Origin of the sequence: Pandoraea sp. LA3, from assembly GCF_022696215.1 — a bacterium.
GTDB classification, from domain to species: Bacteria; Pseudomonadota; Gammaproteobacteria; order Burkholderiales; family Burkholderiaceae; genus Pandoraea; species Pandoraea capi.
In genome coordinates this window covers 1-12,503 of the sequence record NZ_PTPY01000020.1, presented here as the reverse complement: position 1 = coordinate 12,503, position 12,503 = coordinate 1, and the positions used below count along the sequence as shown (strand labels likewise).

12 protein-coding genes are annotated in these 12,503 nt (G+C 63.0%); 7 read left to right on the top strand and 5 right to left on the bottom strand.

Features of this window, described 5'->3' with window-relative positions:
* Positions 1-47 precede the first annotated feature (47 nt).
* The 6 genes from moaA to C5N93_RS03410 all read left to right on the top strand — a co-directional run bounded on the left by moaA (position 48) and on the right by C5N93_RS03410 (position 5,296).
* Positions 48-1,175, top strand: a complete 1,128-nt coding sequence (gene moaA / locus C5N93_RS03435) for a GTP 3',8-cyclase MoaA (protein WP_242558274.1) — start codon at positions 48-50, stop codon at positions 1,173-1,175.
* Positions 1,176-1,416: 241 nt separating this feature from the next.
* Positions 1,417-2,214 (top strand): hypothetical protein, encoded by a 798-nt coding sequence (locus C5N93_RS03430; RefSeq protein ID WP_242558273.1) that lies wholly within the window; start codon positions 1,417-1,419, stop codon positions 2,212-2,214.
* A 9-nt stretch (positions 2,215-2,223) separates the two neighbouring features.
* Complete coding sequence (mobA, locus tag C5N93_RS03425; RefSeq protein WP_242558272.1) at positions 2,224-2,862, top strand: molybdenum cofactor guanylyltransferase MobA; 639 nt, start codon at positions 2,224-2,226, stop codon at positions 2,860-2,862.
* Positions 2,863-2,964: 102 nt separating this feature from the next.
* Positions 2,965-4,248 (top strand): gephyrin-like molybdotransferase Glp, encoded by a 1,284-nt coding sequence (gene glp / locus C5N93_RS03420; protein WP_242558271.1) that lies wholly within the window; start codon positions 2,965-2,967, stop codon positions 4,246-4,248.
* Between the two features lie 154 nt (positions 4,249-4,402).
* Positions 4,403-4,687 carry a hypothetical protein gene (locus tag C5N93_RS03415; RefSeq protein ID WP_039401268.1) on the top strand — a complete coding sequence of 95 codons (285 nt, stop codon included), beginning with the start codon at positions 4,403-4,405 and terminating at the stop codon, positions 4,685-4,687.
* 114 nt (positions 4,688-4,801) lie between these two features.
* A complete protein-coding gene (locus C5N93_RS03410; RefSeq protein ID WP_242558270.1) occupies positions 4,802-5,296 on the top strand; it encodes a GNAT family N-acetyltransferase in 495 nt (164 codons plus the stop codon).
* A 119-nt stretch (positions 5,297-5,415) separates the two neighbouring features.
* Here the strand turns inward: C5N93_RS03410 and rmuC are convergent, their stop codons facing one another.
* The 5 genes from rmuC to pncB form a co-directional block, all read right to left on the bottom strand.
* Positions 5,416-6,870, bottom strand: a complete 1,455-nt coding sequence (gene rmuC / locus C5N93_RS03405; protein ID WP_242558394.1) for a DNA recombination protein RmuC — start codon at positions 6,868-6,870, stop codon at positions 5,416-5,418.
* Between the two features lie 71 nt (positions 6,871-6,941).
* Positions 6,942-7,934: a D-glycerate dehydrogenase gene (locus tag C5N93_RS03400; protein ID WP_242558393.1), complete on the bottom strand. Its 993-nt coding sequence runs from the start codon at positions 7,932-7,934 to the stop codon at positions 6,942-6,944.
* A gap of 38 nt (positions 7,935-7,972) precedes the next feature.
* Positions 7,973-9,391 carry a sodium:proton antiporter gene (locus tag C5N93_RS03395; RefSeq protein ID WP_242558269.1) on the bottom strand — a complete coding sequence of 473 codons (1,419 nt, stop codon included), beginning with the start codon at positions 9,389-9,391 and terminating at the stop codon, positions 7,973-7,975.
* Positions 9,392-9,625: 234 nt separating this feature from the next.
* Positions 9,626-10,288, bottom strand: coding sequence for a lactate utilization protein C (locus C5N93_RS03390; protein WP_242558268.1), 663 nt, complete (start codon positions 10,286-10,288; stop codon positions 9,626-9,628).
* 191 nt (positions 10,289-10,479) lie between these two features.
* A complete protein-coding gene (gene pncB, locus C5N93_RS03385) occupies positions 10,480-11,685 on the bottom strand; it encodes a nicotinate phosphoribosyltransferase (RefSeq protein ID WP_242558267.1) in 1,206 nt (401 codons plus the stop codon).
* Between the two features lie 320 nt (positions 11,686-12,005).
* Between pncB and fdxA the strand changes: the two genes are divergently transcribed.
* Positions 12,006-12,329, top strand: coding sequence for a ferredoxin FdxA (gene fdxA, locus C5N93_RS03380; protein ID WP_069342246.1), 324 nt, complete (start codon positions 12,006-12,008; stop codon positions 12,327-12,329).
* Positions 12,330-12,503: the final 174 nt, after the last annotated feature.

Genomic DNA, 12,503 nt, shown 5'->3' with positions numbered 1-12,503 from the left:
CATTTGGGCCAATTCGTTAGAATGGAGACGCAAGCTAAGGCCCCACCATGACTGAAACGATCATCAGACTCACCGATTTGCGTAGCGACGCGCGTTATGCGACGCACTCGCCGCAGATCCCCGCACAAGTGCGCACCGCCACCGGCCATCTCGAAGATGCGTTGGCGCGGCCCCTGCACGACCTGCGGATCTCGGTGACCGATCGTTGCAACTTCCGCTGCGTCTACTGCATGCCGAAGGACGTGTTCGACAAGGACTACGCCTTCTTGCCGCAATCCTCCCTGCTGTCATTCGAAGAAATCGAGCGAGCTGCGCGCCTGTTCGTCGAACATGGCGTGGAGAAGCTGCGTCTGACGGGCGGAGAGCCGCTGCTGCGCAAGCACATCGAACGCTTGATCGAAATGCTGGCCCGTTTGCGCACGCCGTCGGGCAAGCCGCTCGACATCACGCTCACGACCAACGGCTCGTTGCTGGCACGCCGGGCGCAATCGCTCAAAGATGCGGGCCTCACGCGCGTTACCGTCAGCCTGGACAGTCTGGACGATAAGATTTTCCGCCAGATGAACGACGTCGACTTCCCCGTCGCGAACGTGCTCGAAGGGATTGCCCAGGCGCAGCACGTCGGCCTCGGCCCGGTCAAAGTCAACATGGTCGTCAAGCGCGGCACCAACGATTCAGACATCGTGCCGATGGCGCGTCATTTTCATGGCAGCGGTGTCGTGCTGCGTTTCATCGAATACATGGACGTCGGCACGTCCAACGGCTGGCGCATGGACGAAGTCCTGCCGTCGGCCGAGGTCATCGCGCGTCTGAACGACGCCCTGCCAGTCGAGCCCATGGAGCCGAATTACCCCGGCGAAACGGCACAACGCTGGCAATATCGCGACGGCGGCGGTGAAGTCGGCGTCATTTCGTCCGTCACCCGTGCATTTTGCGGCACTTGTTCGCGTGCCCGATTGTCTACGGAAGGCAAGCTGTATCTCTGTCTGTTCGCCAGTTCGGGGTACGACTTGCGAACGCTGCTGCGTAGCGACGCGAGCGACGCGCAGATCTCGACCGTCATCGGCGATATCTGGCACGCCCGCACCGACCGTTACTCGGCCTTGCGTACGGCGGCCACCGGCCTGCCGGAAAACGCACCACCGAAAGTGGAGATGTCTTACATCGGCGGATGAAAGTCCGGGACACGGCCGGACCGCGACCAGACATGCCTCAGTGATCTGATTGCCCGGTTACCCCGCGACCGTCGACGCTTCCGCACCGCTTTCGATTTACCGAATTCCTTCTCGACTCATGATTGCTTTTGCCCCGGGTGCCAGCCGCGCCCGAGACACCCTCACCGTCCCAGCGTCCAGCGCCGCGCCCGCCCCCCATCAAGGCGTGCGTCACACACGCGTGAGCCGCCCTTCGCATCGCATGCAGCGCCTCGTTGTAGCCAGTCTGAGCGCGCTGACGTTGCTGTTAACGGCGTTCGCGTCCACTGCGGCCTACGCTGACTGCGACCCATCCGATCGCAACATCGCCAATCACCTGATGACGTACAGCGGACAGCTCGGCGAGCGCAATCCGCTGCGACTCGTGCTGCGTCCCACCTCCGGCGGCAAACTGGAAGGGCGCTATGCCAACGCATCGTCGCAAAGCGATACGCAGCTCACCGGCAAGATCGATAGCAAGTCGCATGTGCACCTGACCGAATTCGACGCCGGCGGCATGCCGCGCGCGACCTTCGACGGCGAATTCGCCTCGGCGGACGACGTCAATCGCCAGCAAGGTGCATCGGCGGCATGCGAAGTCATTTCGGGCCAATGGAAGGACTTGCGCAGCGGCCGCACGGTGCCGTTCGAGCTGGCGCTATCGAGCATTCAGACGGGCAAGATCGACCATCTGTACGGCGTTGCCGGGGTGAGCGACGACGAAACCGTCAATCGCGCGGCCACGCAATTCCGCAAAGGGGTGCTCGACGACCGGCGCGATGTCGTCGCACAATCGATCCGTTACCCGTTGCATGTCTCACTGCGGGGCAAGACACTGATCCTTCGGAACCCGAAGTCGTTGCTCGCCCGCTATAACGAAATCTTTTCCGACGGATTCGTTCGTACCATCGGTGCCGCCGTGCCTCGACTGATGTTCGCGCGCGATCAGGGCGTGATGCTTGGCGACGGCGCCGTCTGGTTCGACGCGGCGGGTCGCGTCATCGCCCTGAACCGCCCCTAACCCCTTCCCATGACGACAACGTCCATCCTGCGCAGCGACATCACCGGCCTGATCCTCGCAGGCGGGCGCGGGCAGCGTATGGGCGGACGCGACAAAGGCCTGCAACGACTCGCCGACCGACCGCTCGTGGTCCATGCCATCGAGCGCCTGCGTCCGCAGGTCGGTGCGATGCTCATCAGCGCGAATCGGAATCTCGATGCCTATGCGGCATTCGGCGCAGACGTCGTGAGCGACGAGACGCAGGACTTTGCAGGACCGCTCGCGGGCATGCTGGCCGGCTTGCGCGCGGCATGTACGGAATATGTCCTCACCGTGCCGTGCGACTCGCCCTATCTGCCGACCGATCTCGGCGCCCGGCTCAGCGCCGCACTCGACGTACCGGACGGACGCGACGTCTCTCCCGGCATCCCGACAGCGCGACCGCTGGCCGCCTATGCCGCGACGGCACAAGGCCCGCATCCGGTATTTGCTCTTTTGCACCGCTCGCTGGCCGACGATCTCGCGGCCACACTGAGCGCCGGGGAGCACCGAGTGCGAGCGTGGCTCGCGCGCCACAAGGCCGTACAAGTTAACTTCGGTGACGAGCGTCCGTTTTACAATGTCAACACGCTGGACGACCTCCATACCGATTCGCCGCGCGCCCGCTAAGACATTCCGGGCACCGACGCGGCCCGATTCGTCGCCACCGCATTTTTGAGATCCATGCATGTGATGCATGCAGCACATGTGCCGGATGACGACGCCATACCGATGACAACACTAGACGACGCCTTGGCCGGCTTGCCGGACTACGACCCCAACCATATGACGGTCGAAGCGGCGCGCGCCGTCATTGCGCGCACCGCGAGCCCGGTGTCCGCCATCGAGCAGGTGGCGGTACGCAGTGCGCTGGGCCGCGTGCTCGGTCGCGATGTCGTTTCTCCGCTCGACGTCCCCGCTTTCGAAAACGCCGCCATGGATGGCTATGCCTTTGCCGGCAGCGCGCTGGCGGCTGGCGGCGAAGTGCGTCTGCGCGTGGCGGGGCGTTCTTTCGCGGGCCGTCCGTTCGACGGCGTCGCCGCTGCCGGTGAGTGCGTGCGCATCATGACCGGCGCGCTGCTGCCGGCCGGTTGCGACACGGTCATCCCGCAAGAACAGGTGCAACGCGAAGGCGACACCGAAATCATTCGCTTCGACGCCGGTGCCGTGACGCCCGGCCGTCATGTACGCCATATCGGGGAAGACCTGGCCGCCGGTCATCCGGCGCTGCACGCAGGCAAGCGTCTTCGCCCGGCCGCCCTCGGCCTGCTCGCGTCGCTCGGCATCGCCGAAGTGCCGGTGCGCCGTCGCATACGCGTGGCCTTCTTCTCGACCGGCGACGAACTGCGCTCCGTGGGTGAGCCGCTCGTGCCCGGCAATCTGTACGACAGCAATCGCTACACGCTCTTCGGCATGTTGCAACGGCTGGGCGTGGAGGTGCTGGATCTGGGCGTCGTGCGCGACGACCCGCAAGCCATCGAAAACACACTACGTACGGCATGTCGTGAAGCCGACGCCGTCATCACCTCGGGTGGCGTGTCGGTCGGCGAGGCCGATTTCACGCGCGAGATGATGACGCGTCTGGGCAACGTTGTGTTCTGGAAGATGGCGATGCGTCCGGGCCGGCCGTTCGCATTTGGCGAACTGGAAAGTGAAGGCAAGCGCGCCTTGTTGTTTGGTCTGCCGGGGAATCCGGCCGCAGTGATGGCATCGTTCTACCACCTCGTGCGCGACGGACTATTCGTGCTCATGGGCGCCGAGCCGCAGATCACACCGAGCCTGCCAGTACCGACGGCGACGGCCATTGCCAAGCGCCCGGGCCGCACCGAATTCCTGCGCGGCATTCTGGCCGCCGATGCTCAGGGCCGATGGCAAGTCACCGTCGCCGACGCACAGAGTGCAGGCATTCTGCGCACGATGAGCGAAGCGAACTGCTTCGTGACGCTCGGCACCGAGCGTGGTGACGTGGCCGCCGGTGAACTGGTCGACGTCATTGCCTTCGACGGTCTGGTCTGACCTTCGCGCCGCCGTCACCGCATCGACTGAATCAAACGAACACGAGTCCACACACGAATTTCACCCCAAAAGCGAAGCAACGAATCAGCAAAACATTGCCCGCGTCGGCGCTTCGACGACACGGGCGCCACACAAGCCGAAAGCACACACGTCAATGACAACGAAAAAACAGATCACGTACATCAGTCCCGGCCAGACGGCCAAAGCGCTGGTGCTGGTCTACCTCACATTCAGCATCCCGCTCGTTCTGCTGGCATTCCTCGCGGCGTTCATCCGCTACGGTGAGTTGCCGGGCCTGGCGATCATCTCCGCGCTGGTGCTTAACGCCATCGTGGGCTTCGTGCTGCTCTGGATCGCCTGTCACCTCTACAACTGGGTGGCGGTCAAATTCGGCGGCATCGAAATCGCACTGAGCGACGCTCCCGAAGAAGAGTACTGAGCGTCCCGACGTCGATCCACGTCGTTCCGGCGGCGACTGACGGTGGATTCATCCCCGCCGCAGCGCCGCTTTTCTCATTTTTCAGCCCCCTCTCACTGCTCCTGCGCTCCGACCATGTCCCTGACCCTGCGTACTGCCACTGCCGACGACGTCGGCGCCATTCATGGCCTGATGCGAGAACTGGCCGTCTTCGAAAAGCTGCTGGATATCTTCGAAGCCACGCCTGAGAGCGTGCATGACGCGCTGTTTGGCAAAGCTCCGGCGGCAGAATGTCTGATGGCGGAATGGGATGGGCAGCCGGTCGGCTACGCGTTGTTCTTCCACAATTTCTCGACCTTCCTGGGACGGCGAGGTCTGTATCTGGAAGACGTCTACGTGCAGCCGACGATGCGAGGTCGTGGTGTGGGACAAGCACTGCTGCGTCGGCTCGCCCGTATCGCCATCGAGCGCAACTGCGGACGCTTCGAGTGGACGGTGCTCGACTGGAATCAGCCGGCGATCGATTTCTACACATCGCAAGGCGCGACGGTATTGCCCGACTGGCGCGTGGTGCGTATGACCGGCGAGGCGCTGACGCAATTCGCGAAGCAGGACGACGGCGCGCAGTGAGCGACGCAGTGAGCGCTTAGTGGCGTCGTGCGCATGCAGACGCCACCTGACCCAACCGCGAACCGTCCTGAAGTCCTCTAGAGCCTCGACTATCGAGGTTCCCGAGGCCTTCGTACCGCTCAGGCGTCCTCCTCCGGGTCCAGTTCCACACCGAGCAATTCCACGGCCTGATCGCCGGGCAACGCCTCCACGGCCTTGAGTTGACGGGCCATGGCACGGGTACGGACTTCGGCTTTGTCGATGGAGCGCGTGACTGTCTCCAACTGCGATTTCGTCTTGGCGAGCACGTCGCCAAACTTCGTGAACTCCGTCTTCACTGCGCCGAGCACCTGCCAGACTTCGCTGGAGCGACGTTCGATCGCCAGCGTACGGAACCCCATCTGAAGACTGTTGAGCAGGGCCGTCAGCGTCGTCGGCCCGGCCACCGTCACGCGATATTCACGTTGCAGCAGATCGGAGAGGCCCGGACGCCGCAACACTTCCGCGTAAAGTCCTTCCGTCGGCAGGAACAGCAGCGCAAAGTCCGTGGTGTGCGGCGGCGCCAGATACTTGTCGGCAATCGTCTTCGCCTCCAGACGAATGCGGGTCTCCAGCGCCTTCGATGCCTCTTCTACCGCGACCGGATCGGCACGCTCCTGCGCATCGAGCAGACGCTCATAGTCTTCGCGCGGGAATTTGGCGTCGATCGGCAGCCAGACCGGCTGATGGCTGTCGCCGTTCTGCCCCGGCAACGCAATGGCGAATTCCACACGCTCGGTGCTGCCCGGTCGGGTTGCCACATTCTTCGCGAACTGCTCGGGCGTGAGCAATTGTTCGAGCAACGCCTGCAACTGCACCTCGCCCCAAGTCCCTCGCGTCTTCACGTTGGTCAGCACACGCTTGAGATCGCCCACCCCGGCGGCCAGCGTCTGCATCTCGCCCAGCCCGCGATGCACCTGTTCGAGACGATCCGAGACCAGCTTGAACGACTCGCCCAGACGCTGCTCCAGCGTCGCGTGCAGCTTCTCGTCGACCGTGCGGCGCATCTCTTCGAGCTTCGTCGCGTTGTTGACTTCGATGTCCTTGAGTTTTTGTTCGAGTGTTGCGCGCACTTCGGCCAGACGACGTTCGTTGCCCTCAGCGAGTTGCGTGAGTTGCTGATGCTGCGCCTCACCGAAACGCCGGAGTGTCGACGCCTGTTCCTCGCGCATCTGCTGAGCGTTGAGCACAAGACTCTGACGTACGGCCTCGATCTGCGTGGCGTTCGACTCGGTGAGCTTGGCGAGTTGCTGCGCGAAGCCGTCGATCTGATTGTTCTGGACGGTGGCCACGCTCGTCATCTGTGCGGCGAGTGTCTGCTGGAACTGCGCCATTTGAGCGCTCTGCTCGCCCCGTCCCGCGCGGGCCGTCTCTGCGAACTCCTGACGCAGCCCTCGCTCGCTGCGATCCGCCGCGTGCAGCAGATCGTCGCGCACCTGAGCGAGCGAATCGACGAGCGTGTCGCGCAACGACGCGTCGCCGCCGCGTTGCCAGACCTTCACCGCAAGCGCGATCATCACCAACAAATTCAGCGCCGCCAGCGCCACAAACACCATCTCGACCATCGCCTTGCGACTCCCGTTGACTCTTGCCTTCCGACGTTTCCGACGCCTCCGAATCTACCGACCTACGCCCGACGCGCAGCAGGGTTGAGCAGACACGGCGGCTTACCGGCCGCCGCGCCGAAGCCCAGCGCCGCAATCAGATTGTCGGCCGCGAGACTCGCCATGCCACGACGCGTTGCCGCCGACGCACTGGCGATATGCGGCGTCAGCACGACATTCGAAACCTTGAGCAAATCGGGATGCACCTTCGGTTCGCCTTCGAACACGTCGAGCCCGGCAGCGGCAATCTGCTTTTTCGCCAGCGCTGCGGCCAACGCCGCATCGTCGACGATGCCGCCGCGTGCCAGATTGACCAGCGTGGCCGTCGGCTTCATGAGCGCCAGTGCTTCGGCATCGATCGTGTGATGCGTCGCCGCCGAATACGGCAGCACGAGAATGACGTGATCGGCGGTTCGCAGCAGCACATCCTTATCGACGTAGCTCGCCTTGCATGCGGCCTCCGTCTCGGCATCCAAACGCGAGCGGTTGTGATACACCACTCGCATGTTGAAGCCCATCGCGCGACGCGCAATCGCCTGCCCGATGCGCCCCATGCCGATGATGCCCAGCGTGCTGCCGTGCACGTCGGCGCCGAGGAACATGTCGTATGCCCACTTATCCCAATGCCCTTCGCGCAGCCAACGCTCCGACTCGGTGACACGACGCGCCGTCGCCATCAACAACGCCCAGCCGAAATCGGCGGTCGTCTCGTTGAGAACATCGGGCGTATTCGTGGCCATCACACCGGCCGCCGTCATCGCGTCGATATCGAAGTTGTTGTAGCCCACGGCCATATTGGCCACCACACGCAGATTCGGCGCCCCCGCGAGCACGGCGGCATCGATACGCTCGCTCGCCGTGGTGATCGCGCCCGCCTTGTCGGCCAGTCGTGCGCGGAGTTCGTCGCTCGAAAACACCGTGTCGGCATCGTTACGCTCGACATCGAAATACTGCGCCAGACGCTCGATCACGTCCGGGAAAATGGCTCGGGCTACCAGAATCTTCGGTTTCACCAGTTGTCTCGCAGAGGTTGGCCGCGTGGCAATGTCGCGGCTCAGAAAAATATGAGGGTCATCAGGACGAACAGCGGCAGCAGAATCGCGCCCGACCACAGCATATAGCCAAAGAAGCTCGGCATGCGAATGCCGCGTTGCTCTGCAATGGCTTTCACCATGAAGTTCGGTGCATTGCCGATATACGTGTTGGCGCCCATGAACACCGCCCCCGCCGAAATCGCCGCCAGCGTTGCGGCGCCGGTCGTCATTAGCGTTGCGGCATCGCCACCCGCCGTATTGAAGAACACCAGATAGGTCGGTGCGTTATCAAGGAACGATGACAGCAGCCCGGTCGCCCAGAAATACATGACGTTGTCAGGCGCACCACCCGGCCCCGTCACCAGACGGATCACCCAGCCGAGTGCCCCCGCCTCACCCGCCCGCAGGATTGCGACCACCGGAATGATCGTCAGGAAGATACCGGCGAACAGCTTCGCCACTTCCTTCATCGGCTCCCAGTTAAACCCGTTGCCTTCGCGCGCGGTGCGCGGCGTGATGGCCAGCGACATCAGCGTCACGACGATCAGACCGGCATCACGCGCCAGGTTTTGCAGCGCCACCGGCGTGCCGAACACGTCGAACTCGATGCCCGGTTTCCAGATGCCGCTCATCAGCACCAGCCCCACGGCCGCCGCCAGCAGAATGAAGTTGCGCTTGCCTTCGAGTCGTACGGGCGCGGCATGCGGCGTCGGATCCAGCGCGTCGATCTGACGCTCGGTCTTCTGACGGAAGTAGTACACGTCGATCACGAAGAACAGCACCAGCAACACCGTGCAGATGAACAGCGTCTCAGGCCAGATATGCGCCGTCGTCCAGAAGAAATCGACGCCTTGCAGAAAGCCGAGGAATAGCGGCGGATCGCCCAGCGGCGTGAGCGAGCCACCCGCATTTGCCACCAGGAAGATGAAGAACACCACGACGTGCACGTTGTGCTTGCGGTTGTCGTTCGCGCGAATGAGCGGACGAATCAGCAGCATGGCGGCCCCGGTCGTTCCCATGAGGCTCGCGAGCACGGTGCCCAGCGCCAGCAATCCGGTATTGAGCCACGGGCCACCTCTCAGGTTACCGTGCACGCAAATACCGCCCGCAGTGGTGAACAGCGCCGTGAGCAGCACGACGAATGGAATGTACTCGGCGACCACGGCGTGAACGGCGCCATACCAGGCAGCGCCCGCGCCGAAGACCAGCGCGAACGGCAGCAGAAATGCCGCGCCCCAGAACGCGGCGATCTTGCCGAAGTGGTGATGCCAGAACGCCGGCGCGAGCAACGGCCCGAGCGCAATCGAGAGCAGCAGCCCCGCGAACGGCACGCCCCACCAGGCGACGAGTTGTGCGCCGTCCGGTCCCGCAGCGATCGCCGCAGGGCTCGCCAATGCCAGCCCCGCCACAGCCAATGCCCCCCAAATCCCCTTATGCATTGTTTCTGGTTCCTAGTGATTGATGGTCGACTGCATACGAGTCGTCATCCGCGCAAGAGTGCCCATCGTCGCGTCAGCTTGGGATATATCCCAAAGCAAAGTAAGGAATCCCCCGAAAACGCCGAGCCCATCGACCTTCGGGCGTTTTCCGAAAGTCTTGCATCCCGCGATCGTGTAAGCGCGAGCGGAAAAGCTTCGTGGCCGATCAGCGCCGCCGGGACGACGCAGCGTCAATCAGGCGCCGTCGACGATGATGAGGTGAACGCGGTACGGGCCATGGGCCCCGAGCACCAGCGTTTGTTCGATGTCTGCGGTACGCGACGGTCCCGCAATGAAATTGGTGGCGCGCGAGAGCTGACCGCGCTCGCTGCGCATGAGCGCGAATCCGTCTTCATGCCCGGCCACGACGCGCGAGGCAGGCACGACGGCAATGTGCGTCTCGGGCAACAGCGTGGCCGACGCAAACGTCTCGGGGCCCGACATCATCATGAGTGCGCCGGTCTCTGCAATGGCGCAGAAGCAGCCGGTAATGCCGACGAGATCGTCCCCGTGCGGCTTGCGAAACTCGACGTGACATCCGGCGCCGGTCCAGTCCAGCTCTCGCAGCGTCGGCCAGCCGACGGCCTGCGTCGTGAGACCGTTCGCCTGCAAATACGTGGCGGCAGCCGCCGGTACGTCCTGCATGGCGGGCACGCGGGAAATCGTCGTCGACAGGGCTTCGGCCTTGGCAATGAAGGTCGCGATGAGATCGGCGGACATCGCCGGACGCGGCCCTTGCGGGTGTCGCGCCAGATAATCCTCAGCCGCCGCCTGCTCGTTCGCACGTGCGACATCGGGGCGATGTTGTGCGTTGCGAATGCGGGCAAAGATGCGATTGCGGGCGTCGGAGGTATCCATGAGCTGTCCTGTGAAGCCAACGCGCCGGTCTGCGGCCGACGTCGTCACGTGTCGTCTCTCGAGGCCGCCGGCACTCGGTCCGGCGGGCGATGGGCAATTATAGCGGCTGGACAACGCCGCGCGACCGGCGTTCGCGCACTATCGGAATCGTCTGCCCGTGCGCTCGGACTGCACCCCAGACGTCGACGCCGTCAGTTTCCCTTGGACGAGATCGGCGCGGGCTCCGGCGCAATGTCGAAGACCTGCCGCAGGTAGGCCAGATAAGCGTCGTCGTCGCACATGTTCTTGCCAGGCGAATCGGAGAGCTTTGCCACCGGCTGACCGTTGCAACGCACCATCTTGATGACGATTTGCAGCGGTCGATAGCCCAGATCGTTGGTGAGGTTGGTGCCGACACCGAACGCCAGCCTGCATCGATCGCGGAAGCGCTCGAACAGTTGCAACACCTTGGGAATGTCGAGGCCGTCCGAGAAGATCATGGTCTTGGTGCGAGCGTCGACGCGGTTTTGCGCGTAGTGCTCCAGCAGGCGCTCGCCCCAGGCGAACGGGTCGCCGGAGTCGTGACGCGCGCCGTCGAACAGCTTGCAGAAGTACATGTCGAAGTCGCGCAGGAAGGCGGACATGCCGTAGACGTCCGAGAGCGCAATGCCAAGGTCGCCGCGATATTCCTTCGCCCACGTCTCGAAGCCGAAGATCTGCGAATCACGCAGACGAGGGCCCAGCGCCTGACACGCCTGAAGATACTCGTGCGCCATCGTGCCAAGCGGCGTGAGGCCGAGCTTCGATGCGTAATACACATTGCTCGTGCCCGCGAACTGCTCACCGAGTTCATCGCACAACGTCTGAATGACTTCCTGGTGCCACTCTTTGGAGAAGCGTCGACGCGTTCCGTAATCGGCGATCTTGCAGTCGCGGAAGTCCGGCCGCTCGGCCAGCATGCAGATCTTGTCCCTGAGTCGCTGACGGCCTTCCTCATACGCCGGCGTACGCTGGGTATTGCGGAAATACACCTCGTTGACGATGGCAAGCACCGGAATCTCGAACAGAATCGTGTGGAGCCACGGCCCGCGAATCGTGATGTCGATCTCGCCATTGCCTTTGGGCGACGGCTGCACGGTGATGTACTTCTCGTTCAGGTGGAACAGATCGAGGAAGTCGATGAAATCGCTCTTGATAAAGCGCATGGCGCCGAGATAGCGCAATTCCGACTCGGTAAACCGCAGCCCGCACAGCAGGCGGATTTCGTCGCGAATCTCATCGACGTAAGGCGTGAGATCGACGCCCTCGGTGCGGCACTTGAAGCGATATTCGACCTGCGCGGCGGGGAAATGGTGCAGGACGACCTGCATCATCGTGAACTTGTAGAGATCGGTATCGAGCAGCGACGTGATGATCATGACGACAGGCTCCGCGAGGAGCGCTCACGAGAAAGCATCGAACGCTGCCGAGTGCGCACATGCGGATGCGGGATTCGCACGTTCGCACGGCGCGAGGCAGCGCACAGGAACATCGAACATCGTACCGCAAAGCGGTGTCACGCATGACGTCATGGCCCATTTCGTACAATCCGGCGTGGTGCCGGCACCATTTGTGCCGGAATGAAACGCAATGCCGGCTTCGTCGTCCCGCTCTCGCACCTGTGAACGCGGGCTGCGCTACAATACCCGTTTTAACGGCCGATCGAAGCCGTTTCGCGCCCTACTCCGGAGTTGTTGGCATGACGCACGTTGTCACCGAAAGCTGCATCAAATGTAAATACACCGACTGTGTGGACGTTTGCCCCGTGGATTGCTTCCGCGAAGGCCCGAACTTCCTCGTCATCGATCCGGACGAGTGCATCGATTGCGCAGTCTGTGTGGCCGAGTGTCCGGCGAATGCCATTTATGCCGAAGAAGACGTGCCGGGCGACCAACAGCACTTCACCGCGCTGAACGCCGAACTGACGCCGAACTGGCCGAGCATCACCAAGACGAAACCGTCGCTGGCCGATGCCGACGACTGGAAGGACGTCAAGGAAAAGCTCCATCTGCTCGAGCGCTGATCCGCGAGCGTGACTCTGGCGGCTTTCTCGCTGTGAACGCAGAAAAAATGCGTTCCCGGTGTTGACAGTGTGTAAAAACCGCCACTATAATCGCTTTCTCTTTTGATCCCCGATAGCTCAGTTGGTAGAGCGCCGGACTGTTAATCCGTAGGTCCCTGGTTCGAGCCCAGGTCG